This is a genomic window from Opitutus terrae PB90-1 (assembly GCF_000019965.1).
In the GTDB taxonomy this organism is placed as follows: Bacteria; Verrucomicrobiota; Verrucomicrobiia; order Opitutales; family Opitutaceae; genus Opitutus; species Opitutus terrae.
This window is the reverse complement of sequence record NC_010571.1, coordinates 4918540-4943445: the sequence shown is the minus strand read 5'-3', so window position 1 is coordinate 4943445 and position 24906 is coordinate 4918540. Positions and strand designations below refer to the sequence as shown.

19 protein-coding genes are annotated in these 24906 nt (G+C 66.0%); 13 read left to right on the top strand and 6 right to left on the bottom strand.

Translation table 11 applies throughout. From position 1 onward, the window contains the following. Positions 1-125: 125 nt before the first annotated feature. The 9 genes from OTER_RS19220 (at position 126) to OTER_RS19180 (ending at position 13900) form a co-directional block, all read left to right on the top strand. Positions 126-683, top strand: coding sequence for a MarR family winged helix-turn-helix transcriptional regulator (locus tag OTER_RS19220; RefSeq protein ID WP_012376608.1), 558 nt, complete (start codon positions 126-128; stop codon positions 681-683). 56 nt (positions 684-739) lie between these two features. After that, positions 740-1870 (top strand): efflux RND transporter periplasmic adaptor subunit, encoded by a 1131-nt coding sequence (locus OTER_RS19215; protein WP_012376607.1) that lies wholly within the window; start codon positions 740-742, stop codon positions 1868-1870. A 109-nt stretch (positions 1871-1979) separates the two neighbouring features. Continuing rightward, entirely contained in the window at positions 1980-5129 is a 3150-nt protein-coding gene (locus OTER_RS19210) for an efflux RND transporter permease subunit (RefSeq protein ID WP_044891894.1), read from the top strand. A 7-nt stretch (positions 5130-5136) separates the two neighbouring features. Then, entirely contained in the window at positions 5137-6486 is a 1350-nt protein-coding gene (locus OTER_RS19205) for a TolC family protein (RefSeq protein ID WP_012376605.1), read from the top strand. A 182-nt stretch (positions 6487-6668) separates the two neighbouring features. After that, positions 6669-9674, top strand: a complete 3006-nt coding sequence (locus OTER_RS19200) for a hypothetical protein (RefSeq protein ID WP_012376604.1) — start codon at positions 6669-6671, stop codon at positions 9672-9674. Positions 9675-9843: 169 nt separating this feature from the next. Beyond that, on the top strand, positions 9844-10659 hold the full coding sequence (locus tag OTER_RS19195) for an ABC transporter permease (protein WP_202795996.1): 816 nt from the start codon (positions 9844-9846) through the stop codon (positions 10657-10659). A 56-nt stretch (positions 10660-10715) separates the two neighbouring features. After that, positions 10716-11744, top strand: coding sequence for a polyamine ABC transporter substrate-binding protein (locus OTER_RS19190; protein ID WP_012376602.1), 1029 nt, complete (start codon positions 10716-10718; stop codon positions 11742-11744). A gap of 195 nt (positions 11745-11939) precedes the next feature. Then, entirely contained in the window at positions 11940-12821 is an 882-nt protein-coding gene (locus OTER_RS19185; protein ID WP_012376601.1) for an ABC transporter permease, read from the top strand. Next, a complete protein-coding gene (locus OTER_RS19180; protein WP_012376600.1) occupies positions 12818-13900 on the top strand; it encodes an ABC transporter ATP-binding protein in 1083 nt (360 codons plus the stop codon). The genes OTER_RS19185 and OTER_RS19180 overlap by 4 nt, the downstream gene beginning before the upstream one ends. A gap of 167 nt (positions 13901-14067) precedes the next feature. Here the strand turns inward: OTER_RS19180 and proC are convergent, their stop codons facing one another. The 5 genes from proC to OTER_RS19155 form a co-directional block, all read right to left on the bottom strand. Next, a complete protein-coding gene (proC, locus tag OTER_RS19175; protein WP_012376599.1) occupies positions 14068-14877 on the bottom strand; it encodes a pyrroline-5-carboxylate reductase in 810 nt (269 codons plus the stop codon). Positions 14878-15212: 335 nt separating this feature from the next. Further along, the gene (locus OTER_RS19170; RefSeq protein WP_012376598.1) at positions 15213-16343 is read right to left on the bottom strand and encodes an ATP-binding response regulator; all 1131 of its coding nucleotides are present in this window, start codon (positions 16341-16343) and stop codon (positions 15213-15215) included. Between the two features lie 95 nt (positions 16344-16438). Further along, positions 16439-17320: a bifunctional methylenetetrahydrofolate dehydrogenase/methenyltetrahydrofolate cyclohydrolase FolD gene (gene folD / locus OTER_RS19165; RefSeq protein ID WP_012376597.1), complete on the bottom strand. Its 882-nt coding sequence runs from the start codon at positions 17318-17320 to the stop codon at positions 16439-16441. Between the two features lie 181 nt (positions 17321-17501). After that, a complete protein-coding gene (locus OTER_RS19160; RefSeq protein WP_012376596.1) occupies positions 17502-18335 on the bottom strand; it encodes an SH3 domain-containing protein in 834 nt (277 codons plus the stop codon). Next, positions 18325-19125, bottom strand: coding sequence for a pseudouridine synthase (locus OTER_RS19155; RefSeq protein ID WP_012376595.1), 801 nt, complete (start codon positions 19123-19125; stop codon positions 18325-18327). The genes OTER_RS19160 and OTER_RS19155 overlap by 11 nt, the downstream gene beginning before the upstream one ends. Before the next feature lie 102 nt (positions 19126-19227). On the opposite strand from OTER_RS19155, the gene OTER_RS19150 reads away from it, so the two are divergent. The 4 genes from OTER_RS19150 to fabF all read left to right on the top strand — a co-directional run bounded on the left by OTER_RS19150 (position 19228) and on the right by fabF (position 22890). Beyond that, positions 19228-20394 carry a sulfite reductase subunit alpha gene (locus OTER_RS19150; protein WP_012376594.1) on the top strand — a complete coding sequence of 389 codons (1167 nt, stop codon included), beginning with the start codon at positions 19228-19230 and terminating at the stop codon, positions 20392-20394. A 96-nt stretch (positions 20395-20490) separates the two neighbouring features. Further along, complete coding sequence (fabG, locus tag OTER_RS19145) at positions 20491-21240, top strand: 3-oxoacyl-[acyl-carrier-protein] reductase (RefSeq protein ID WP_012376593.1); 750 nt, start codon at positions 20491-20493, stop codon at positions 21238-21240. Between the two features lie 39 nt (positions 21241-21279). Then, positions 21280-21543, top strand: coding sequence for an acyl carrier protein (acpP, locus tag OTER_RS19140; RefSeq protein WP_012376592.1), 264 nt, complete (start codon positions 21280-21282; stop codon positions 21541-21543). 96 nt (positions 21544-21639) lie between these two features. Continuing rightward, entirely contained in the window at positions 21640-22890 is a 1251-nt protein-coding gene (fabF, locus tag OTER_RS19135) for a beta-ketoacyl-ACP synthase II (protein ID WP_012376591.1), read from the top strand. A 188-nt stretch (positions 22891-23078) separates the two neighbouring features. Here fabF and OTER_RS19130 read toward each other — a convergent pair whose 3' ends face one another. Then, entirely contained in the window at positions 23079-24872 is a 1794-nt protein-coding gene (locus OTER_RS19130) for an ATP-binding protein (protein ID WP_158305486.1), read from the bottom strand. Positions 24873-24906 lie beyond the last annotated feature (34 nt).

Below are 24906 nucleotides of genomic sequence, written 5' to 3'. Positions count from 1 at the left end.
CGCTGTTCTCGCGCCGCCGCCGCAGCATCAGAGAAACTCACAACGCGGCTGCAGACACGCTGGCCGCTTGCGCGGATAGTTAGCCGGCTAACAGTTAGGGCCCTTATCAACGCGCCGGGCCCTGAATGTCCTTTTTGCTGCTCAACAATCTGCCCAAGTACGAGTGCCTCCTCGCGGCGTCGAAGTCGTTTCCTGAACTCGACCCTTCCGCGACGGAGGTCTTCCTGCATTTGCTGCGCGCTGGGGATGACGCGTTTCGCGTCGCCGGCGCGCATCTCGCCGAGCACAACCTGTCGCAGGGCCGGTTCATGGTCTTGGTACTCCTGCACAGCAAGGCCTGCCACGGTACCCGCCCATGCACGCCCGCCGAGCTCGCCGAGCTGGCCGGCGTGACCCGTGCCACCATGACCGGTTTGATCGACACGCTCGAGCGCGACGGGCTGGTCAACCGGGAGCCCGATCAAGCCGATCGCAGGATGATGCTGGTGACGTTGACGGGCAAAGCACGAGCGTTGTTGCAGGCCGTCATGCCGCCGCACTTCGAGCGAATGGCATTGTTGATGCAGCCGTTGACCGAGTCCGAACGCCAGACCCTCGTCTTGCTGCTGGCCAAGATCACCGGCCAAGCGGCGAAGCTTGGCTCGCCGCGGGCGGAATCGCCCCCGGTTTCCGTCGCGCCCTGAATTTTCCGGCCCCCGCCGGCTCCAGCCGTTTCGAAATCCACCACACCACTCCCGCCATGATCAAGAGATTCGCCCTCACGACCGTCGCCATCATCGTTATTGTTGGCGCGCTGGTCGGCACCAAGCTGCTGCAGTTCCGCGCCATGGCCGCTGCCGGCGCACACATGACTCCTCCCCCCGAGACCGTCACCTCGGCGCCCGTGCGCGAGGAAGACTGGCCCGACACCGTGACCGCCACCGGGTCGGTCGAATCGGTTCAGGGCGTCACGGTCGCCGCGGAACTGGCGGGCAAGGTCATGAAGCTGGCGTTCGAGCCCGGCGCATTGGTCCAGGCCGGCGATCTGCTGGTGCAACTCGACACTTCGAGCGAAGAGGCGCAGCTGCGCGCGGCCGAGGCCTCCGCCCAACTCGCGAAGGCCAATTTCGACCGTTCGCGCGACCTCATCCAAAAGGCGACGATCTCGCAGGCCGAACTCGACGCCGCCGATGCGCAATACAAGGAGGCGGTCGCCCGGGCTGATAACATCCGCGCCACGATCGCCAAGAAAACGATCCGCGCGCCCTTCGCCGGCCGGCTCGGGCTGCGGCTCGTCAACCTGGGTCAGATCCTCCGCGAGGGTGATGCGATCACCACGCTGCAGACGCTCGATCCGGTCTACGTGAATTTCTCCGTCCCACAGCAGCGGCTGTCGGTGTTGCACCCGGGCGCGGACGTCCGGGTGACGACGGATGCAGCGCCGAAGGTTGTCTTCGCCGGCAAGATCACCGCGATCAGCCCCGAGGTGGATGTCGTGACGCGCAACGTGCGCGTGCAGGCCACGGTGCCGAACGTCGAGGAACGGCTGCGTTCGGGCATGTTCGCCAACGTCGAGGTCGTGCTCCCCACCGCCGAGAAAAAGCTCATCGTCCCGGCGACGGCCATCCTCTACGCGCCGTACGGCGATTCGGTTTTCGTGATCGAAGAGAAGAAGGACCCGCAATCCGGCCAGGTGCAGCAGGTGCTGCGGCAGCAGTTCGTTCGCCTCGGTGGCGCGCGCGGCGACTACGTGGCGGTGACTTCGGGGCTGAAGCCGGGCGACCAGGTCGTGACCAGTGGCGTGTTCAAGCTCCGGGCCGGCACGCCTGTGGTCATCGACAACAAGCTCGCGCCCGACGCGAAGCTCGATCCGAAACCCGCCAACACCTGAGCCGCCATCCCTCCACCCCGGCACCGCCCGCCAACGAAATCGTGTAACACCTGTTACCAGTTTCGTCGGGGCGGGAGACGGGATGCGGGGCGACTACACCCACCACCACATGAAATCTTTCACCGACATCTTCATCCGGCGGCCCGTGCTCGCGATCGTCGTCAACCTGGTGATCGTGATCGCCGGCGTCCAGGCCTGGCGTTCGCTCAACGTCCGCCAGTATCCGCGCAGCGAAAACGCCTCCGTCAACGTCTCCACCGTCTATGTCGGCGCCAGCGCCGAACTCGTCCGCGGCTTCGTCACCACGCCGCTCGAGCGGGCTATCGCGTCAGCCGACGGCATCGATTACGTGCAATCGAAAAGCCTGCAGGGTTTTTCGATGATCAACGCGCGTCTGAAGCTCAACTACGAGCCGACGAAGGCGCTCGCCGACATCACCGCGAAGGTGAACCAGGTCCGCAACGACCTGCCGCCCGAGGCGGAGGTGCCCTCGATCTCAGTCGAGTCGGCCGACTCCCAGTTCGCATCGGCCTATCTGAGCTTCGCGTCGGACATGCTGTCGCAGGCGGAGATCACCGACTACCTCACGCGCGTCGTACAGCCGCGGCTCGGCGCCGTGGCCGGCGTGCAGCGCGCGGAAGTGCTCGGCGCACGCACGTTCGCGATGCGCATCTGGCTCAAGCCCGAAAAGATGGCCGCGCTCAACATCAGCCCGGCGCAGGTTCGGCAGGCGCTCGCCGCCAACAACTACCTCGCCGCGGTCGGCAGCACGAAGGGCTCGCTCGTTCAGGTCAATCTGACCGCCAACACCGATCTGCATTCGGTCGAAGAGTTCAAGCGGCTCGTTGTCCGCCAGTATAACGACACCACCGTCCGGCTTGAAGACGTGGCCGACGTCGTCCTCGGGGCCGAGGACTACGACACCGAGGTGCGCTATTCCGGGCAGACCGCGGTGTTCATGGGGATCTTCCCGCTGCCCAACGCCAACACCATCGACGTGGTGAAACGCGTGCGCACCGAACTCGACGCGATCAAGCGCGACCTGCCCAGCGGACTCGAGGCGCGGATCGGCTACGACGCCTCCGAATACATCAGCAACGCGATCAGCGAGGTCACGCACACGCTGCTCGACACGCTGCTGATCGTCGTCGTCGTAATCTTCCTCTTCCTGGGCTCGCTGCGGTCCGCCGTCGTGCCGGTGATCGCGATTCCCGTGTCGCTGATCGGCGGCGTGTTCCTGATGCAGACGTTCGGGTTTACGCTCAACCTGCTGACGCTGCTCGCGATCGTGCTGTCGGTCGGTCTCGTGGTCGATGACGCGATCGTTGTCGTTGAAAACGTGGAGCGGCATCTGCGCGAGGGCCTGTCGCCGCGCCAAGCGGCGATGAAGGGCGCGCGCGAACTGGTCGGCCCCGTGATCGCGATGACGGTCACGCTCGCGGCGGTCTACGCGCCGATCGGTTTGCAGGGCGGCCTGACGGGCGCGCTGTTCCGGGAGTTCGCGCTGACGCTCGCCGGCGCCGTCACGATCTCCGGCATCGTGGCGCTGACGCTGTCGCCCACGATGGCCGCGCACATGCTGCGCAGCGCCGCCGAGGAGGAGCGCGGGTTCACCGGCTGGGTGAACCATCACTTCGATCGGTTGCGCGAAGCCTATGGCCGCGCGCTCGGCAGGACGCTGCAAGCGCGGCCGTTCGTTTACGCAATCTGGTTCGTGGTCGGCGCGCTGGCGTTCCCGATGTACATGTTCTCGCCGAAGGAGCTCGCGCCGACCGAGGACCAGAGCGTGATCTTCGGCATCATCAACGCGCCAGCCAACGCCACCGCCGACCAGAAGCGGATCTACGCGCGCGCGGCGGAGCAGGCGTTCCTCAGCACGCCCGAGGTCGATCTCACCTTCCAGATCATGCTCCCGCCTTCGGCCGGCGCTGCGCTCGGTGCCGACGGTTTCTCGGGCATGGTGCTGAAACCCTGGCACGCGCCGCGCGAGCGCACGGTGTTCGAGATTCTCCCCGAGGTGCAGGCCAAGCTCTCGCAGATTCCCGGCATCCAGATGTTCGCGACGACGCCGTCCGCCTTGCCGGGCGGCAGCAATTTTCCGGTCGAGTTCGTCATCGCTTCGACGGCGGAGTCGGACCAGTTGCTCGAGTTCGCGCACCAGATCCAGGCGAAGGCGATGCAGAGCGGGATCTTCTTCTTTCCGCCGCTGATCGATCTGAAATACGACCAGCCGCAGGCGCGCGTGATCATCGACCGCGAAAAAGTCGCCACTCTCGGACTCAACCTCTCGCAGGTCGGCGCGGACCTCGCGTCGGCACTCGGCGGCAACTTCGTCAACCGCTTCAACATCGAAGGCCGGAGCTACAAGGTCATCCCGCAGATCGAGCGCAGCGAGCGGCTCAATCCGGAGCAGCTCGAGGATATCTACATCACCGGCCCGCGGAACCAGCTAATCCCGCTGAACGCCGTCGCGCACATCGAGCACCAGACCGTGCCGCGTTCGCTGAATCGTTTCCAGCAGCTCAACGCGGTGACGCTCTCCGGCCAGACGAATCGCACGCTCGATCAAGCGCTCAAGGTGCTCGAGGAGGCGGCGCGTGACATCCTGCCGCCCGGATACTCCGTCGACTACACCGGCGAGTCGCGGCAGCTGCGGCAGGAGGGCAACAAGTTCCTGCCGGCATTCATCCTGGCGATCGTGCTGATCTTCCTGGCGCTCGCGGTGCAGTTCAACTCGTTCCGCGATCCGCTGGTAATCCTGCTCGGGTCGGTGCCGCTGGCGATGTTCGGCGCGCTGGTCTTCACGGTCTTGAAAATGCCGAACCCGAACGTGCCCTTCTGGACCAACGGCTGGACGACGACGCTGAACATCTACGCGCAGGTCGGACTGGTCACCCTGGTCGGGCTGATCGCGAAGAACGGTATTCTCGTCGTTGAGTTCGCCAACAAGCTACAGGAGCAGGGCCGCTCGAAGATCGAGGCGGTGCACGAGGCGGCCATGACCCGGCTCCGGCCGGTGCTGATGACGAGCGTCGCCACGGTGGCCGGTCACTTCCCGCTGACGCTCGTCACCGGGGCCGGCGCGGCGGCCCGCAATTCGATCGGGTTGGTGCTTGTCGGCGGCATGACGATCGGCACGATCTTCACTTTGTTCGTGTTGCCATCGCTCTACGTGTTGATTGCCAAGGAACACCGAGCCGTGGCCCGCGAACCGGTGTTCGAGTCCAATCTCGAGCCCGCGCCCACGTTCGCTAAATAAGTCTACCATGAAGTTTGCCCGCCATTTTTTCCGGTCCGCGATCGGACCGGCCGCCTTCATTCTGGCCGCGACCACGCCGTTTGCCGCTCCGGCCACCGAACCGCCGCCGCCGGCGCCGGCCCGCATCGATTTGCAGACGGCGATCGGCTATGCGCTCGAACACAACTTCGCGATCCGGCAGGCGCGCGAGCGCATCCGCGAGCAGGAAGGCGTCGTCGTCGAGGTGAAGGCGCAGGCGCTGCCGAATGTCGGCGCCGGCGGCAACTATCAGTTCGGCGAGCGCGAGATCTCCAACTCGCAGCCGCAAAGCAACCACGGCTGGTCGCTCAACCTGACCGCCAGCCAGACGCTCTTCGCCGGCGGCGGCGTCCGCGCCTCGATTCAGAGCTCGGAGCTCGTGCGCGAAGCGGCGCTGCTGGACCTGAAAGCCGTCATCAATGCGGCGCTGCTGCAGGTGCGCACCAACTACTATCAGGTACTGCTCGCGCGGGAACGGATCACGGTGCAGGAGGAAAACCTCCGGCTGCTGGAACAACAGTTGAAGACGACGACCGATCGGTTCGAGGCGGGCACCGTATCCGGCTTCGAGCGGCTGCGGGCCGAGGTCGCGGTGGCAAACGCCAAGACGCCGCTGATCTCCGCGCGCAACGACTACCGCCTCGCGATCGAGGCGCTCCGGCAATCACTGGGCCTCACCACGCGCCGCACCGAGTCGCTCGATTCGGCCGCCGAAATCGTCGGCAAACTCGATTTCGAGCCCGTCAGCTTCGATCTCCGCTCGGCCACCGAGTCGGCGCGCGCCAACCGCCCCGATCTCCAGCGGCTGAGCAAGCTCGTCGCCGCGAGCGAGCGGGCGATCACCACGGCGCGCTCGGGCTACTACCCGCGCGTCGCCGCGGTCGGCGGTTGGGAGGCCTTCAAGGGCCGCACGCTCGCCGTGAGTGACGGACGCGAAGGCGCCTTCATCGGCGTGCAGTCGCAATGGGACATCTTCGACGGCCGCGCCACCTCCGGACGGGTCGCGCAGGCCCGCTCCGTCGTGGAGCAGAACCGGCTGACGCTGGTCGAGCGCGAGCTCGCTGCCGAGGTCGAGGTGCGCCGCGCCTATTCCTCCTGGCAGGAAGCGACCGAGCTGGTCGAGGCGTCGGGCCGCGTCGTGGAGCAGGCCGAGGAAGCGGTCCGGCTGGCCAACGCGCGTTACAGCGCCGGCACCGGCACGCAGCTCGACGTGTTGCAGGCGCAGGTCGAGTTGACCACCGCGCGCACCAACCAGGTGCAGGCTTACTACAACTACAACGTTGCGATCGCGACGTTGCGGCAGGCCATGGGCCTGACCGACGCGCTGGTTCAAGGGTAACCGCGACGGCCGCGCGGCCGTCCGATCACTCGCGCCCGTCGCTGCCCGCTTGGCGGGCGTGCGGTGCGGCGCGTCCGACGGCAGCCGTCCGGCTCGGCGACTCAACCGCCCGCGCAGGCCGGCTGCCGCGCATCCATAACTCTTCGCAACCCGCCAAGTTTCGTCGTGTCTTCTTGCTGTCCATGAAAGCCGTCCGCGGGATTCTCATCGGTCTCGGCGTCGTCATTCTTCTGCTCCTGGTGCTGGTCGCCGTCGCGTTCAACTCCTCGGTGCAGACTTGGGCTGCGCGCAAGGCGCTCGCGAGCCGGCCGGACCTGCATGGCGGGATCGGCTCGGTGTCGGCCGGGTGGAGCCAGGTGCAGTTGCGCGACGTGCGGCTGGAACGCCACGGTGCCGTGCTGACGCTGCCTGCGCTCGACGCAGATGTGCCGCTGGTGCGCGCGGGGATCGGTCAGAACGTGAACGTCCGGCGACTCGTGGCGAAAGGCTGGACGCTCGATTTGACGAAGGCGGCGCAGCTCTCGGGTCCGGCCCGGCAGGCGGCGGCGTGGCTGCGATCCGAGCCAGCAGGGGCGACCGCGGCGCGGGGCGATTTTTCCCTGCTGCCCTCGGCGTATGCGGCGGAGTCGGCGCAGGCGGCGGCACCGATGTTCCGCGGAGTGTTTCACGAGCTGCAGCTGCCAGTGGATCTGTCACTCGACGGCGTGGAACTCGATGGCGAGGTGATCCTGCCGCCGCTGGAGGGGCAGGGGCCCCTGCGACTGCGCGTGGTCGTGCACGGCGGCGGACTCGCCGCGAACCGCGAGGGCAATTTTACCGTGGATGTTTCCGCGGCGAAAGGCGACGGCGGGGCGCTCACGTTGCACGCGCAACTGGCTGCGACGATGGACACGCCGCGCACCTTCGCGCGGCTCGGCACCCGCGCCACGGCCATGATGAGCGGCACGCAGCATCCGGCGGGCGTGAAGCTCGACGCGAATCTCGAGGCGACGCGCACCCCCACGGGCGAGACTTACGCGTTGCTGCTCGTGCAGGGCGAGAAGCAACTCGCGTCGCTGCAGGGCACGTTGACCACGGCGACCGCGCGGATCGGTGGCACGTGGAAAGTGGATCTCGGCGACGCGGATCTCGCGCCGTTCCTGTTGGGGCAGCCGCTGCCGACGTTCACGGCGGTGGGCGAGGGCGGTTTTGCAACCGACACGACCTTCGGCGAGGTGCACGCGAGTGGGCGGCTGCAAGCGTCCGCCGATCGGCTCGCCGTAGCGCGGCCCGAACTCGCCGGGATCGGCCGCACGAACGTGACTGCGGATTTCGACGTGTTGCAGCATGGACGTTCGCTTCGCGTGGAGCGGTTGACCGCGAACCTCTCGGGCCAGGCGCCGGTGGCCAGCGTGCGCGCGCTGCAGCCTTTTGAATTCAATCTGAGCACCGCGGAGCTGCGCGTGGCGGATCCGGCGCAGGATCTCGTCGGCGTCGTGCTCACCGGCCTGCCGGTGGCGTGGGCGCAGCCCTTCGCGGGCGAACTCAGGCTGGGCGGCGGCGACGTCTCGGGCGAATTCGCCGCCAGCGCGCGCGATGGCGGGCTGGCTCTGCGGTCCCGCCGGCCGCTGACGATCCATGGATTTTCGCTGAGCGACGCGGACGGGCCGCTGCTGCAGAACCTCGACGTGACGCTCAACGCCTCGGCGGACTATACGCCCCTCGGCTGGCAGGCGCAGGTGGTCGAGCTCACGCTGCGACAGGCCGGCGCGACGCTGCTGGCGCTCGACGCCAAGGCGGGCCGACTGACTGGCCCCGCCCAGCCGATCAAAGTCACCGGTCGCTGGAGTGCCGACCTGCCGGGTTGGACCAACCAGCCGGCCGTGCACGGCGCGCTGCAACTCGTGAGCGGCACCGCGCAGGGCGAGTTCAATGCCAGCATCGACGGCACGCGGTCGATCGAGACCAGATTGTCCGTGATGAATCTGGTGGCGACCACGAAGGAGACGCTGCCGGCCATCACGGCCGAGGTGCGCGCTGACATGTCAAGCGACGGTCACGTCACGTTCAAATCGCCATGGCTCTTTGAGCACGCGGGCCGCAAGTCGGATCTGCTCCTGAGTGGCACGTTTACGCCGGGTAAACCCGCGGCCACGGTGGACGCGCGGCTGACGGGCGAGCTGATTCATCTGGAGGATGTCCGCATGCTCGCGCTGCTGGTGCCGGGCGAGACGGCCGAGGACAAGTCCGCCAAGCCGGAAGAGAAACCCGCGGGCGCGCCGTGGGCCGGCATCGGCGGGCAGATCACGCTCGCGCTGAAAAAAGTGGTGCAGGCGGAAGACTTCGAGGTGACCGACGTCGCGGGCGCGCTGCGGATCGATCCGCAGAAGCTGAGCCTCGACGCTGTGCGCGCGGTGTTTGGTCCGGAGAGCGATCTGAAGCTGAACGGCGGCGTGCGCTACGATCCGCAGGCGGCGCAGGCCTATGCGTTCAACGGTGATCTGGTGGTGCGGAATCTCGAGACGGGGCCGGTGTTTCGCGCGATGGATCCGGCGAAGCTGCCGACCATCGAAGGCAAGGTGAACGTCACCAGCCATCTGGCCGGGGCGGGAGCCAGCCTGGGCGAAGTGGTGGAGCGCACGCAGGGACAATTTGAGATCACGAGCAAGGGCGGCGTGTTTCGCGCGCTCGCCACGGTGCTGCCGGCCGAGCGGATGCAGACGGCGCAGTCCGCGCTTTCGATCGTGGGCGGCCTGTTCGGGGGTTCCACCGAGGAAACGGTGAACACGACGCTGGAAATCGTGAAGATCCTCGCCGAGATCCCGTTCGACCAGCTGAGCGTGAAGGCCGAGCGCGGCACAAATCTCGATCTGCTGCTGCAGGATTTCACACTGATCTCGCCGACGGTGCGGCTCGCGGGCGCGGGCAAACTCGACTACGTGCCGGGCCGGCCGCTGCTGCAGCAGGCGCTCGACCTGCAAATCAATCTGGGCGCGCGCGGCCGGTTGGGCGAACTGCTCGGCAAAGTGAAATTGCTGAAGGCGGAGACGGACAATCTCGGCTACAGCGCGTTCTCCACGCCGATCAAGATCGGTGGCACGCTGGCGCATACCGACACGAGCGACCTGCAGACGAAGTTGCTCAACCTCGCGGTGGAGAAGAGCGGGGTGGGCGAGGCGATCAACAAGATCCTCGGCGGACGGAAATAGGTGGGTGGAGGTGGCACGGGCGTCTCGCCCGTGAGCAGGACGCAAGGCTGAGGTGCGAAAACAATGTCACGTAGCACCCACGGGCAAGATGCCCGTGCCACGTGCCACGCGGCCTTGTGTTGCGGCCTTGCGCTGCGCGCGGCGGGTCGGCAAGTGTGTGAGCTCCTGCATGGCCCCAACCTCCGATTCGCGCTCCACCGGCATGGGCGGCATTCGCACCCTCGACCGGGTGCTGCGCGGGTGGACGCTGGCGGTGTTCGTGTTCCTCTATCTGCCGATCCTCGTGCTCGTGGTGTATTCGTTCAACGCGTCGCGGCTGAACATCGTCTGGCAGGGCGTCACGCTGGAATGGTACGAGCGGCTGCTGCACAACGCGCCGCTGCTGCGCGCAGCGAAGAACAGTGTGATCATCGCGGCATTTTCGGTGGTGCTGTCGGTCGTGCTCGGCACCGCCGGCGCGTGGCTGCTGCACCGCTACCGGTTTCATGGCGCGCGCACGCTGCAGACGCTCGCGGCGGTGCCGATGGTGATTCCCGAGGTGCTGATGGGCATCAGCCTGCTGATCTTTTTCACGATGGCAGGAATGCAACTCGGCTTTATCACCGTGATCATCGGCCACGTGACGTTCTGCTTTCCGTTCGTGCTGGTCGCGGTGCAGGCGCGGCTGCGCGGACTGGATCCGGCGATCGAGGAGGCGGCGCTCGATCTCGGCGCGACGCCGCTGAAGGCTTTCTGGCTCGTGATCGTGCCGTGCCTGCGGCCGGCGATCGTCGCGGGGGCGTTGATGGCGTTCACGCTGTCGATGGACGAGCTGATCGTGACGTTTTTCACCACGAGCGCCGCGTCGGCGACGCTCCCGATCCGGGTGTTCGGCATGGCGAAGGTCGGACTCAATCCCATGCTCAACGCACTCTCCGCGCTCTTCATCATCGCGACCGTCGCGGTGGTGTTCTTCTCCGACTACGTGCGCAAGCTGCACCGGTGACGCCGGCAACCGTCGCCGCCGGCACGCGTTATGCCTCTTTTCCCTCCACATCGCCTATGAAACTCGTTCGTTTCCTCCTCCCGCTCGGACTGGCCGCCGCGGTCAGCACCGTCTCCGCCGCTTCCAAAAAACAGGAACTGAATCTCTTCGGCTGGTCCGAGTATGTGCCGCAAGCCGTGATCGACGGGTTCACCGCCGAGACGGGCATTCGCGTGAACTTCGAGACGTATGCCTCCAACGAGGAACTGCTCTCGAAACTCGTGGCCGGTGGCGGCGCCTATGATCTCGTGCAGCCGTCGGACTACGCGGCCGAGGTGATGATCCGCCAAAAACTCCTCGCTCCGCTCGACCTCAGCCAGTTGACCAATTTGAAAAATATCGATCCGAGCTTCCTGAAGCGGCCGCACGATCCCGAAGGTCGCTACACGGTCCCCTACATGGCTGGCACCGTTGGGATCGTCGTGAACACCGACGTCATTAAGACCCCGATCAAGGGCTACCGCGATGTGTTTCAACCGGCGCACCAGGGCCGGATCGTGGTGCTGAATGACAACCGCGAACTCGTGACCTGGGCGCTCTACACGCTCGGTCTGCCGATCAACACGATCAACGCGGAGGCGCTCGCGAAGGTGCGGCCGGTGCTCGCGGACTGGGTGCAGCGGGTGAAAGTGTTCGACTCCGACAGCCCGAAGACCGCGCTGCTCAACGGCGATGTCGACCTCGGCATCGTGTGGAGCGGCGAAGCGGCGATCCTCTGGAACCAGGACAAGAAGTTTCAGTATGTGATTCCGGCGGAAGGCGCGCATCAGTTCATCGACGTGCTGGCGATCCCGGCAGCGGCGAAGAACAAGGAAAACGCTCACAAGTTCATCAACTACATCCTTCGTCCCCAGGTCTCGAAACTGGTGTCGGCAGATTTCCCCTACACGAACCCGAATCTCGAGGCCCGCAAGCTGCTGTCGCCGGAGGAACTGGCCAATCCCGCGAGCTATCCGCCCGCCGGCAAACTGGAAACGTTCCGCGACATCGGTCGCGCCGCCGGCGACATCGACCGGCTGGTGACGGACTTGAAGAGCGGACTGTGAGAGAACAGGCCCAGACTCCCACGCTGACCGAACTCGGTCTTCGGCCGGCTTGGCCGTGGCACGGGCGTCTCGCCCGTGAGCGATGGACGCTGTTCGTCGTTGGTTCGGCCGCGCTGGAGCGGTCCGAACCCGGGCAGGCGGCCGCTGCCGGCCCTGAGATCACGGGCGGGACGCCCGTGCCATGCCGGAATTGCGATGACGAACGACGTCCGTAGCTCCGCCGCCGTCGGGCTCGAGCGCCGCCGCGCCTCGTGGCGCGCGTGGCTGCTGCTCGCGCCGATGGTGCTGTGGCTGGTGTTGTTCGTGGTGCTGCCGAGCGTCATCCTGCTGGTCTACAGCTTTTGCGAGCGGGACGAACTCGGCCGCGTGGTTTACACGTTCACGACGGAGAACTTCATTCGCGTGTTCGATCCGGTTTACGTCCGGATCTTCGCACGCTCGATCGGTTATGCAGGGTTGACCACGATCATCTGCGTGGTGGTCGGGTATCCGGTCGCGTTCTGCGTTGCGCGCGCGCGCGAGGAGTGGCGGCAACGGCTGCTGCTGCTGGTGATGATTCCGTTCTGGACGAGCTTCCTGATTCGCACCTACGCGTGGATCACGATCCTGAAAAAAGAGGGATTGCTGAACGGGCTGCTCGAAGGCCTGGCGCTCCCCTCGGTCGAGCTGCTCTACACGCCGACGGCGGTGATTATCGGACTGGTTTACGCTTATCTGCCGTTCATGATCCTGCCGATCTACGGCAGCGCGGAAAAGCTCGACGGCGCCTTGATCGAAGCGGCCTACGATCTGGGCGCAGGACCGCTGCGCGTGTTTTCGAGCGTGATCATCCCGCTCACGCTGCCCGGCATCGCGGCGGGTACGCTGCTGGTGTTCGTGCCGGCGATCGGGATGTTTGCCATCACCGACCTCATGGGTGGTGCGCGCGTGCCGATGATCGGCAACGTGATTCAGAACCAGTTCATGCAGGCGCGCGACTGGCCGTTCGGCGCGGCGCTGGGAGTTGTTTTTATGGCGTTGTTCGCCCTCACGTATCTCATCCTGCTGCGCGTGACCACGCGGGAGGAGCACCCATGAATGCGATGGTCGAGTTGCACGGAGTCACCCGCCGTTTCGGCGCCGTCGCGGCGGTGGACAACGTCAGCCTGCAGATCGCCGCGGGCGAGTTTCTCACGCTGCTGGGCCCCTCGGGTTGTGGCAAAACCACCCTGCTGCGACTGATCGCAGGATTCGACACGCCGACGAGCGGGGAGGTGTGGATCGAGGGCACGGACGTTTCGCGGCTGCCGCCGTATCGGCGACCGGTGAACCAGGTTTTTCAGAGCTATGCGCTCTTCCCGCATCTGACGGTCGCGGAGAATGTGGGCTTCGGCCTAAAAATGCAGCGGGTGCCGAAAGCGGAGGCCGCCGAGCGCGTACGGCAGACGCTCGAACTCGTGTCGCTGACCGGGCTCGACGCGCGGCGGCCGCACCAGCTTTCGGGTGGACAGAAGCAGCGCGTGGCGCTCGCGCGTGCGCTCGTCTGCCGGCCGAAAGTGCTCTTGCTCGACGAGCCGCTGTCGGCGCTCGATGCGAAGCTGCGGCTGACGATGCAACTCGAGCTGAAGCGGCTGCAACGGCAGCTCGGGATCACGTTCGTGTTTGTCACGCACGACCAGGAGGAGGCATTGACGATGAGCGATCGGATCGCGGTCGTGAACCGCGGCAGAATCGAGCAGCTCGACACGGCACCGGAGATTTATCACCGGCCGGCGACGCCCTTCGTCGCGGATTTCGTCGGCCAGGGCAACCTGCTCGCGGCGGAGCGCGTGGCCATGGCGGGGTTCGATGTGCGCGTGCGACTGGCGGGCGGGCTTGAGGTGCTGGTGCCCGCGAACAACTGGCCGATGGAGCTTTCGCGGGCGCTGATCTCGATCCGGCCCGAGAAGGTTCACGTGTCTCGGCTGCCCATCGCGGCATCGAATTCGTTCGCCGTCGAGGTGAAGGAAGAGGTGTTCCGCGGCGCGACCGATCACCTGGTGCTGGTGACCGACATTGGCACGCGGCTCAACGCCGTCGTGGCGAACGAGAGCGAGCTGGGCGACATCTTTCACGCGGGCGACAGCGTGTTCTGCGCGCTGCATCCGGACGACCTGGTCGTCGTCCGAGCGGAGTGACCTGCCGCACCGGTCACCATGTAACCAATTAGGTTACATGGTGCGGAGCTGGCGGCTGGTTTGTCGTTTTTGTAGGGCCGGCGCTCGCCGCCGGCCGAGACATTGGCGCGACCCCGACTGCATCAGCGGCTGCCGGCGAGCGTCAGCCCTACTGCCGAAGTGGGTGCTTACCCTTCGCGCGCCAATTCGACGGCGCGGGCCTGGGCGGCGAGGATCGTCTTTTTGATCAGGCCGCGAAAATCGCCCGCCTGCAGCTGCTGCAATCCCGCGAGCGTGGTGCCGTTGGGGGACGTGACCTGGTTGCGCAGCGTCTCCGGATCCACGCCACGCTTCACGAGCAGTTGCGCGGAGCCGAGTACGGTGTGCATGGCGAGCTGCGCGGCCATCTCCGGTGCGAGCCCGGCGGCGATGCCGCCGTCGCGCAGCGCGGCGACGAATTCGAACAGGAACGCCGGACCGCTGCCGCTGAGCGCGGTGACCGCGTTCATCTGTTCCTCGGGCAGCGCGAGAAACTGGCCCATCGCGCCGAGGAGCGTCTCGACGATGTCGCGGTCGGCGGGCGACAGCGGATCACGCGAGCAGTAGGCGCTGATGCCCGCGCCGATTGCGGCGGGCGTGTTGGGCATGACGCGCACGACGTTCCGCGCCTGCGGGAACACCTGCACCAACGCGGCGAGCGGCTTGCCGGCGAGAATCGAGAGCACCAGCTTGCCGCGCGTCAGCGTGGTCAGCTGCGGGTCCGCGCTCGCGAGATGCTGCGGCTTGAACGCCAGCACGACCAGATCCGCCGGGGCGAGCAGCGCCGGCAGGTCTGTGGCGCGCGCGATGCCCGTGCGTTTCGCGAGCGTCTCGGCGGTGCCATCGGCGGCGCTGTAGCACCCGAGCTTCGCGCGGGCGTTCGGATCGCGCGCGAGCAGTCCATCCACCATGGCCGACGCCATGTTCCCGGAACCGATGAAGGCGGTATGCGTTGTCATGAGAGGCAACGACGATCGATGCCCGGTGCCGCCGAGGCAATCCCGGTCTGCGGGTGCGGCTTCAGCACTGGGGCGGCAGGCTTGAACTGACGCTGCCACCGCCGAACTGGCGGCTCAAAAGGTAGGGCGGGCATTCCGCTGCCCGCCGGGATATCAACTGACGTTCACGGCGCTCACGGAGTGAGCGCCCTACCTTGGTTGGCGAGCACGCTGCCCTCAACGCGCTTGGCCGTAACCGCATGACGTCGCCGTGCGGCCCGCTTTGTAACCGCGGCTACGATCAAAGCAGCGCCTTGGGGGCAAGGCGCTCCACCGGCAGCAGAGATGTTTCTGCCTCAGGCCTCGTGCTTGCGGAGCTTGCGCGCTTCGAGCGGATGCGTGAGCACGGCGACGGCGCCGCCCTCCGGCCGGTCGGACATCGTCGCCTCGCCCCCGAGATTACGCAACGCGTGCCGCGCGACGGTCAGGCCCATGCCGACGCCGACCGTGTGTTTGGAGCTGATGAACGGCTCGAAGATGTGATCGCGAATCTCCTCGTCGATCCCGCGCCCGGAGTCCTCGACGCGGATCTCGATCATGGTTGGCTCGCCTGGTTTTTCGAGCAGCTGCGTGCGGACTGCGATCGGGTGGGGTGCGTTCGGCTGCTGGCCATAGGATTCCCAGGCGTTGATCAGCACCTTCGACAGCACTTCCTCGAACACCTCGTAGTTGGTTTCGAAAATCAGTTCGCCGAGCGGATTCTCGATCGTCACCGGCGTGGTGAGCCGGCATTCCGAGTGGAACCGGGTGACGCTGCTTTCCAGCAACCGCTGCAGATTGCCCTTGGAAAGCGGGGGGCGCGTCTTCACCACGAGCGAGCTGAGCTGCTTGATGATCGACACGATCCGGTGCACCGCGTCCTCGACGTTCTGCGCGTTTTTCCGGACCTGCTCCGGTTTGTCGTAATACGCTTTGATGAGGTCGAGATAACCGATCACGACGCCGAGCAGATTGTTCAGGTTGTGCGCAATGCCCTGCGTGACCGCACCGATGGTGGCCGCGCGACGGGCTTCGACGAGCCGGCGCTGCAAATCGAGCATCTCGCGATTGATCGTGACGAACCGCAGCTGCGTCTGCACGCGCGCGAGCGTCTCGTCGAGATCGATGGGCTTGGTGATGTAGTCGACGGCGCCGACGTTGAGGCCCTCGATCTTGCCCTCCTTCGACGTGCGAGCGGTGATGAAGATGATCGGGATCGAGCGCGTCAGCTCGTCGGCCTGCAGCCGCTGGCAAACCTCGATGCCGTCCATGTCGGGCATCATCACGTCCAGCAGGATCAGATCGGGCTTGGTCTTGCGCACGAGATCGAGCGCTTCGAGCCCGTTGTAGGCTGCCGTCACCTGAATTCCCTCTCGCTCCAGTTTGCGCTTCAGCAGCTGAACATTAATCGGCTGGTCGTCGACGACGAGAATGGAAGGCTGGGGCATTTTAGGGGTAGAGAAGACCTTCGGGCCGGCCGGTGCAAGTTCGGGCTGGAGTGCCGCAGCCGGCCCGCGGAAGCACCCGCTGGCTGCAGCGACGCCTAGCCGGCGCGGTGCTGGCGCAGCCGATAGGCTTTGACCGTGTTCTTCATCAACATCGCTACGGTCATCGGGCCGACGCCGCCGGGCACCGGCGTGATCTGGCTGGCGAGGGGCGACACCGCGGGGAAATCGACGTCGCCGACCAGCCGATACCCGGACTTCTTCGTGCTGTCGGGCACGCGATTGATGCCCACGTCGATCACGACCACGCCCGGTTTGACCATGTCGGCGGTGACGAAGCCGGCGCGGCCGATCGCCGCGATCAGCACGTCGGCCTGCCGGGTGATCGCCGGGAGATCCTTCGTGGCGGAGTGGCAGATCGTGACCGTGCCGTTGGCGCCGGCCTTCTTTTGCAGCGCGAGCAGCGCGACCGGCTTGCCCACGAGCAGGCTGCGACCGACCACGACGACGTGCTTGCCCTTGAGGTCGACGCCGCTGCGGCTGAGCAGTTCCATGATCCCCGCCGGCGTGCATGAAACGAAGCCGGTGTCGTCATCCTGGGCAACCTTGCCGAGGTTCATCGTGCCGAGCCCGTCGACGTCCTTCTCCGGCGCGATCCGGCGGAACACCTGCAGTTCGTCGAGGTGCTTGGGCATTGGCGCCTGAACCAGAATGCCGTCGACGCCGGCATCGGCGTTGAGTCCGTCGATCAGCGCGAACAACTCTGCCTGTGAAATCGTGACCGGCGGCAGGATCACCCGGCCGGTGAGCCCGATCTCGGCGGCGGTCCGCTCCTTGTTCTTCACGTAGGACACCGAGGCGGGATCTTCGCCAATGCGCACCAGCGCGATGCACGGTTTGCGGCCGGTGAGCGCGGCGACCTCGGCTTTGAGTTCCGCCACGATGGTCGCGGCGATCTTGGATCCGTCAATGAGGGTCATCGGGAGGAAGAACGGGAAGGGAGAAGGAGCGGCGAACCGCGCGCATTTGCCAAGTCACAAAGGGCGCAAGTCTGTCATTGGGACATGTCTGAGCTTTCTGGCGACGGGTAGCGGCGGGACGTCCCTGCCTGCCGAAATCGACGGCAGGCGCGAAGGCCTGCCGCCGGAGCGAGTCTTGCACCTACTTCAGTTGGAGACTTTCGACCTCGATAACGATGTCCTTGGTATTCGGAACGGGCTTGGCGGCGCCGTAAACCACGACGTGGTGGTTGACGTAGTTCTCGATTTGGTCGGTCAACATCAGCTTGCTGATATCCAGGTAAGCGTAGCGCACGCCGGCATCATCGTTGATGGCCCAATCGTAGGGGCGGCGCGGGCGGAAGGCGCTTTGGGTCGAGACGAATTTGCCCTGCACCAGCCGTGGCAGCGACGGTCCGCCGGACATGCCGACGACCGGCGCGGCCTGGCCGGGCGCGGCGACACCGTAGGCGGTCGGCGCCACCGGAGCCGGGGCGACGGGCGTCTGCGCGGGGGTGGGCGCGGGCGCGACCGTCGTGCCGGCCGGCGTCGTCGCGATGGGCGGCATATAACCAGGTGCGCCGCCGAGATGGATGTAACCGGTCAGCGTTTTCTCGACCTTGATCTGCGTCCAGCGGCCGTGCAGGCCGGTGATCTCGGTTTTGTCGCCCACGTCGATTTCCGTGAGCAGCCCGGCGTCGGACTTCGGTTGCTGGCGGACCTGCGCGCCGACACGAATGTCGAGCCCCTTGGTCACGTCCTTGTTCTGCACGTAGCCTTCGAACGGCCCCGGCAGCGTGACTGGCAGCCAGCCGGCCGGGCTGGTCGCCAGGGCTTCGTTGGCGGCCACGGGTTCCGTGCCGGCTTTCAGCACCGTGATGACCGGAGCGTTCTCGTCGGGCGACGTGTGCACGGCGGTGGCGGAGGTGAGCGGAGCAGCGACGGCGGTCGCAGCAGCGGCCAAGCCGGCCAGAAGGAAGGCAAGTTTAGTCTGCATGATGAGAGGCAAAGGATTCGGCGGTGACTTCGATCGCCGCGTGCGGAGTGCGCGGCACCCGGAAGAGTGACTCGATCTCCGCCGGCGACATTTTTTTCATGGCGCGGAGCGGGATGCCTTTCAAGCGGAAGCCGCCGATCTGATACCGGCGCAACCGCTTCACGGGATAGCCGAGTTCGGTGAACAGCAGCCGGATCTCGCGCTTTTTGCCGTGATGCATGTGCACGTCGAGGTTCGTCGCCTCGTGGCTGACGGACGGGTTGATCAGCGCGGCCCGCTCCACCTTGAGCCGCTCGCCCTGCGCGATCACGCCCTTGACCAGCAACGGCAGCCGCTTCGCGGGAAATGGTTTCTCCAACGTGACGTGGTAGCGTTTTACCACGAGGTTCGACGGGTGCATCAGCCGGTGCGCGAGATCGCCGTCCGTCGTGAGGATCACCAGACCCTCGCTGTCCTTGTCGAGCCGGCCCGCACAGAAGAAGCGCAGTTTCGCGAACTCGCGCGGCAGCACGGAGAAGATCGTTTCCGGGTTGTGCGGATCTTCGTTGGTGCAGACGAGCCCGCGGGGCTTGTGCATCGCGAGGGTCACGCGCGGCTGGGCGGTGGTCCGGACGGGCTTGCCGCCGGTGGTGACGCGGTCGACGCCAGGCGTGACTTTTTGCCCGACCTGGGCCGGAGCGCCATTGACCCACACCTCACCGCTGGCGATGAGCGCTTCGGCGGCGCGGCGCGAGCACACGCCCGCGTCGGCCAGGTATTTTTGCAGACGGATGGGCTCGAACGAACGCATGAACCAGCACAGTGGGCGGCAATTCCGCCGCTGCTGCAAGCCTGACGAAAAGTCCGCTGGACTTGCGCCGCCGCGGGCCTGCATACCTTGTCGCCCGCACACATGTCCACCGTAGCGTCCCCCGCTTCCACTTATTCGAAAGACCAACCTTTTCCGGCGCTCGTCACCGAGAACCGATTGCTCACCAAACCCGGCTCCGCCAAGGAGACGCGGCATTTCGTGGTGAGTCTGGCCGGCAGCGGCCTACATTACAAACCCGGCGATTCGCTCGCCGTGTACCCGACCAATCCGGAGCCGGAGGTGGACGCAATTCTGCGCGCGCTCGGCGCGTACGGCGACGAACTCGTTTCGCCGGTGATGCTGCGCTCGCCGCACCCGCTGCCGTTGCGGGACGTACTGATGAACCGGCTCGCGCTCGCCGGCCCGTCGGGGAAGTTCGTCGCGGCGCTGGCGGAGCGCGCCACCGATCCCGCGGAGAAGGCGAAACTCGCGGGCTTACTCGCGCCGGAGTCGCAACCGCTGCTGGCCGGATTTTTGGAGGCGCGACACTTCATCGACCTGATCGAGGAGTTTCCCAGCGCCCGGCTGACGGCGCAGGAATTCGTCGATCATCTGCGCCGGCTGCAGCCGCGGCTGTATTCGATCGCTTCGTCGCCGCGCGTTACACCGACCGACGTGCACCTGACGGTGGCCGTCGTGCGTTACGAGACGAATGAGCGCAAGCGCCTCGGCGTCTGCTCGACTTACCTCTCGGACCGCGTGGCGGTCGGGTCCACCGTGCCGGTCTTCGTGTCGCACTCGCATTTCGCGCCGCCCGAGGATCTGTCGCGTGATGCGATCATGATCGGGCCGGGCACGGGCATCGCGCCGTTTCGGGCGTTTGTGCAGGACCGCGTCGCGGCGTGCGCCGCGGGGCGCAACTGGGTGTTCTTCGGTGACCAGCGTCGCGCGACCGATTTCCTGTACGAAGAGGAGTGGCTTGACTACGTGCGCGCGGGCCAGGTGCGATTCGAATCGGCGTTTTCGCGCGATCAAGCGCAGAAGATCTATGTGCAGGACCGGATGCGCGAACACGCGGCCGAGCTGTGGACGTGGATCAAGCAGGGCGCGCATTTCTACGTCTGCGGCGACGCGAAGCGGATGGCGAAGGACGTGGACGTCGCGCTGCACGATATCGTCGCGCAGCAAGGCGGGATGGATCCCGCCGCCGCGATCGACTACGTGAAGCAGATGAAAAAGGAGAAGCGCTACCAGCGGGACGTGTATTGATTTTCGATTTTGGATTGGGGATTTTCGATTGCAGGCGGCCGAGCAAGCGGCTCGGCTCTAATCGGAAGTCGCTAATCGCAAATCGAAAATCTGCTCATGCTTACCTTCAATTCTCGCACTGCGCTCGTGACCGGTGCCGGTCGCGGGATCGGCAAGGCCATTGCCGAAACCCTGGCCCGGCACGGCGTCACCGTGATCTGCGTCTCCAAGTCCGCCGATTCCTGCGGTGCGGCCGCGGCGGCGATCACCGAGACCGGCGGCAAGGCGAAGGCGATGGCGGTGGACGTGGCCGACGGCGCGGCGATCGCGAAGGCGGCGGAAGCGCTCCTCGGGGAATTCCCGACCATCGACATCCTCGTGAACAACGCCGGCATCACCCGCGATGGGCTGCTGTTCCGGATGAGCGACGCCGACTGGAACGACGTCATCAGCACCAACCTGACGAGCTGCTTTCACTGGACGAAAGCGCTGGCGCGGCCGATGACCCGCGCGCGCTGGGGCCGGATCGTGAACATCACTTCCGTGAGTGGCATCATGGGTAACGCAGGCCAGGCCAACTACTCCGCGGCCAAGGCCGGCATGATTGGCCTCACGAAGACGCTCGCCCGGGAATTCGCCAGCCGGAGTGTCACGGTGAACGCCGTCGCGCCCGGGTTCATCAAGACCGACATGACCACGGATTTCGTCAACAATCCGGAGATCGCCGGCAAGATTCTGGAGGCGGTGCCGCTGAAAAGATTCGGCGAAGCGGCCGACGTGGCGAACCTCTGCGCGTACCTCTGTTCAGAAGAGGCGGGATACGTTACCGGGCAAGTTTTTGCCGTTGACGGCGGCATGGCAATGTGAAGCCTCGCAACTCACCCCGTCCTTTCACTTTTACCGAACATGGCCGATCAAAAAACCATCGAACAACGCGTCAAAGAGATCATCGTCAACCAGCTCAACGTGAATGAAGAGCAGGTGACGCCGACCGCTTCTTTTCTCGACGACCTTGGCGCCGATTCACTCGACACGGTCGAGCTGATCATGGCTTTCGAAGAAGAATTCAAGGACGAGATCAAGGGTGAGATTCCCGAGGCTGACGCCGAGAAGCTGCAGACCGTCGGCCAGGTCACCGACTACATCAAAGCCAAAGCCGGTCAGGCCTGATCCCAGCGCGAATTGATTTTCGGCGTCCTGCCCATTTCCTCGCGGAAATCTGTGGCAGGGCGCCTTTTTGTTGGCCCAGATTTTCCACGCTGAACCATGGATACATCCCCTGATTCCCGTCGCGTCGTGATCACCGGCTTGGGTGCCATCCACGGGCTCGGACACGAGGTCGCCTCGTTCTGGGCCGGGCTGGTGGCTGGGCGGCCGGGTGTGCACCGCGTCACCGCGTTCGATCCCACGGATTTCGCCTGCCAGATCGGCGCGGAGGTCCGCGACTGGGACGCGGCGCAGCACATGGACCCGAAGGAGGCGCGGCGCAACGATCGCTACACGCATTTCGGCTTTGTGGCCGCGCTGCAGGCGGTCCGTGATGCCGCGCTCGACCCTGCGCGCGAGGACCTCGATCGCGTCGGCGTAGTGATCGGCTCCGGCATCGGCGGGATGAACACTTACGAATCGCAGCTGCGCGTGCTGGCCGAGCGTGGGCCGCGCAAGGTGTCGGCGTTCACCATCCCCTCGCTGATCGGCAACATCTGCTCCGGGCTCGTGGCGATCGAGCTGGGCGCGCGCGGACCGAATTTCGGCGTCGTGTCGGCCTGCGCCACGGGCACGCACGCGATTGGCGAGGCGGCGCACATGATTCGGCGCGGCGATGCCGACGTGATGATCGCCGGCGGCAGCGAGGCGTCGATCACGCCTTTCGCTTACGCCAGCTTCTGCGCGATGAAAGCGATGAGCACGCGCAACGACTCACCGGAGACGGCGAGCCGGCCGTTCGACCGCGACCGCGACGGGTTCGTGATGGGCGAGGGCGCGGGTATTCTCGTGCTGGAGTCGCTGGCGCATGCCCGCGCGCGGGGCGCGAAGATCTATTGCGAGCTGGCGGGGTACGCCGCGACCTGCGACGCCCACCACATCACGCAACCGGATCCCGAGGGCAAGGGGCTCTCGATGGCGATGAAGCGCGCCCTGGCGAGCGCCGGCGCGGCACCGGAGAGCGTCGACTACATCAATGCGCACGGCACCAGCACGCCTTACAACGACCGGTTCGAAACGCTGGCGATCAAGCAAATCTTCGGCGAACACGCGCGAAAGCTGGCGGTGAGTTCGACCAAGTCGATGACCGGACACCTGCTCGGCGCGGCGGGCGGAATCGAGTCGGTGATCTGCGCGAAGATCATTGAGACCGGCACGCTGCCGCCTACAATCAATCTGGCGAATCCCGATCCCGAATGTGATCTCGACTACGTTCCGAATCAGGCGCGTCCCGCGTCGGTGCGGACCGTGTTGAGCAACAACCTCGGCTTCGGCGGCCAGAACGCCGCCGCGGTGTTCCGGAAGATCTGACGGCACGCACCGGCGAGGGTGGTGTTCATTCCGCAGCCGCGCGGCTTTGCCGTGCGGCCCGCGTCGTAACCGGCGCGGCTACACGGCAGGGAATCTGCCTGGGGTAGGGCCGGCGCTCGCCGCCGGCCGCGGCTGCCGGCGAGCGGCAGCCCTACGGATCGCGGCTGGACGCGATGGTCGAGGCGGTATTATCGCGACTCCGCCGCCGGCCGTTGCAGCCACTTCCCCAAACAGGCACGCAACTCGTCCTGCCGTACGGGCTTGGTGAGAAAGTCGTCCATCCCGGCCGCGACGCACGCGGCGCGATCCTCCGGTCGGGCGTTGGCGGTGAGCGCGATGATCGGCAGCGGCCGACCCGCCAGCTTGCGGCGGATCTGCCGCGTCGCCTCGAATCCGTCCATGCCCGGCAACTGGCAGTCCATGATGACGGCGTCCCAGTTTTCCTGCGCGGCAGCGGCGACGGCGGCGGCGCCGTCGCTGAGAATCACGCTCTCGAGCCCGAGCTTCGCCAGCAGCAGATGGATCACTTGCTGATTGATGCGATCGTCTTCCACCACGAGCAGTCGTCCGGCGACGGGCCGGTGGAATACCGGCGGGGTGACGTGCCGCGGCGGCCTCGCGTCGTCGGTGGCGAAGCTAAGCTCGAAGGAGAATTCGGCGCCTTGGCCCGGGCTGCTGCGCACTTCGATCTTTCCGCCCATGTGCTCCGCCAATCGCTGTGAGATCGCGAGTCCGAGCCCCGTGCCGCCGAAACGCCGGTTCATCGAGCTGTCTCCCTGGCTGAACAGCTGAAACAGCTTTTGCCGCGTGGCGTCGTCCATGCCGATCCCGGTGTCGCGCACACTGAATCCCACCCGCGCCGACGTGGTGTCGCGCTGGCTGACCCGGACCCGGAGGGCCACTTCGCCCTGCTCGGTGAACTTGATGGCGTTGCCGGTCAGATTGAGGAGCACCTGTTTCAGCCGCACCGAATCGCCGATCACGTGATCGGGCAGGTTGTCCGGCAGGTGCAGCTCGAGCGCGAGGCCTTTCTCGGCGGCGCGGGGGCGCAGCAGCGACACGACGTCGTGGAGCGCGGCCTTCAGGTCGAAGGAAACGGATTCGAACTCGAGCTTGCCGCTCTCGATTTTGGAGAAATCGAGAATGTCGTTGAGCAGCCGCATCAGGCTCTCGGCGGAGTTGCCGGCGATCTCGACCTGGGCGCGCTGCTCCACCGTGAGCGACGAGCCGTGCAGCACCTGCAGCATGCCCATGATGCCGTTCATCGGCGTGCGGATCTCGTGGCTCATCGTGGCGAGAAAATCGCTCTTCGCGCGGTTCGCCGCGTCGGCGCGCTCCTTCGCCTGGCTCAAGGTGCCGACCAATTCCTCGTTCTCGAAGATGAGCTGCCAGAGTCGCCGGAGGTCGCCGTGGTGCAGCCGCATCGTGTTGATGAGAAACAAAGCGTAGGTGATGGTGATGAGCGCGAGGGTCCAGCCGCCGTCGGGCCACGTGGCGAACCGCAGGAGAATCGGTCCGAGCGTGGTGAGCACGTAGAGCCGGTAGGAAGCGGGCACCGAAGCCAGCGAACGCGCGGCGCCGGCATTGAGCCCCATGAGAATCATCGCCAGCAGGAGGCGGCCGGTGCTGTCGCTGGCGCCGAAATACACCCAGCCGGCAATACCCCAGACGATCCCCGACGCGATGACGCCGACGACGAACGCACGGCGCCAGCGGGGCAGCGTTTCGAGTCTTGGTTGCTCGCGGCGAAACCGGAGGTTGAGCCGCAGCCGCGCACCGGAAACGAGCACAATGGCCGCCAGCCAGGGAATGTGGAGCGACCAGGACAGCGATCGGCTCGTGCCGACGACGAGAATCGCGGCGAGAATGAAGTTGGAAAACAGCCCGAAACCCGCGGATCGATACAAAAGCCGCGTCATCTCACCGTCTACTTTCGCAGCGATCGGGAGCGCGGCCGGGGCAGGCGGGGCGGGGGCAGCCATGCGTGAGCGCTGGTATGGCAACTCCATTCGATGG

What these genes read in the sequence shown, in the direction of transcription:
- OTER_RS19220 (WP_012376608.1), top strand. Translation starts at nt 126, where the DNA reads ATGTCCTTTTTGCTGCTCAACAATCTGCCCAAGTACGAGTGCCTCCTC.
- OTER_RS19215 (WP_012376607.1), top strand. Translation starts at nt 740, where the DNA reads ATGATCAAGAGATTCGCCCTCACGACCGTCGCCATCATCGTTATTGTT.
- OTER_RS19210 (WP_044891894.1), top strand. Translation starts at nt 1,980, where the DNA reads ATGAAATCTTTCACCGACATCTTCATCCGGCGGCCCGTGCTCGCGATC.
- OTER_RS19205 (WP_012376605.1), top strand. Translation starts at nt 5,137, where the DNA reads ATGAAGTTTGCCCGCCATTTTTTCCGGTCCGCGATCGGACCGGCCGCC.
- OTER_RS19200 (WP_012376604.1), top strand. Translation starts at nt 6,669, where the DNA reads ATGAAAGCCGTCCGCGGGATTCTCATCGGTCTCGGCGTCGTCATTCTT.
- OTER_RS19195 (WP_202795996.1), top strand. Translation starts at nt 9,844, where the DNA reads ATGGCCCCAACCTCCGATTCGCGCTCCACCGGCATGGGCGGCATTCGC.
- OTER_RS19190 (WP_012376602.1), top strand. Translation starts at nt 10,716, where the DNA reads ATGAAACTCGTTCGTTTCCTCCTCCCGCTCGGACTGGCCGCCGCGGTC.
- OTER_RS19185 (WP_012376601.1), top strand. Translation starts at nt 11,940, where the DNA reads ATGACGAACGACGTCCGTAGCTCCGCCGCCGTCGGGCTCGAGCGCCGC.
- OTER_RS19180 (WP_012376600.1), top strand. Translation starts at nt 12,818, where the DNA reads ATGAATGCGATGGTCGAGTTGCACGGAGTCACCCGCCGTTTCGGCGCC.
- proC (WP_012376599.1), bottom strand. Translation starts at nt 14,877, where the DNA reads ATGACAACGCATACCGCCTTCATCGGTTCCGGGAACATGGCGTCGGCC.
- OTER_RS19170 (WP_012376598.1), bottom strand. Translation starts at nt 16,343, where the DNA reads ATGCCCCAGCCTTCCATTCTCGTCGTCGACGACCAGCCGATTAATGTT.
- folD (WP_012376597.1), bottom strand. Translation starts at nt 17,320, where the DNA reads ATGACCCTCATTGACGGATCCAAGATCGCCGCGACCATCGTGGCGGAA.
- OTER_RS19160 (WP_012376596.1), bottom strand. Translation starts at nt 18,335, where the DNA reads ATGCAGACTAAACTTGCCTTCCTTCTGGCCGGCTTGGCCGCTGCTGCG.
- OTER_RS19155 (WP_012376595.1), bottom strand. Translation starts at nt 19,125, where the DNA reads ATGCGTTCGTTCGAGCCCATCCGTCTGCAAAAATACCTGGCCGACGCG.
- OTER_RS19150 (WP_012376594.1), top strand. Translation starts at nt 19,228, where the DNA reads ATGTCCACCGTAGCGTCCCCCGCTTCCACTTATTCGAAAGACCAACCT.
- fabG (WP_012376593.1), top strand. Translation starts at nt 20,491, where the DNA reads ATGCTTACCTTCAATTCTCGCACTGCGCTCGTGACCGGTGCCGGTCGC.
- acpP (WP_012376592.1), top strand. Translation starts at nt 21,280, where the DNA reads ATGGCCGATCAAAAAACCATCGAACAACGCGTCAAAGAGATCATCGTC.
- fabF (WP_012376591.1), top strand. Translation starts at nt 21,640, where the DNA reads ATGGATACATCCCCTGATTCCCGTCGCGTCGTGATCACCGGCTTGGGT.
- OTER_RS19130 (WP_158305486.1), bottom strand. Translation starts at nt 24,872, where the DNA reads ATGGCTGCCCCCGCCCCGCCTGCCCCGGCCGCGCTCCCGATCGCTGCG.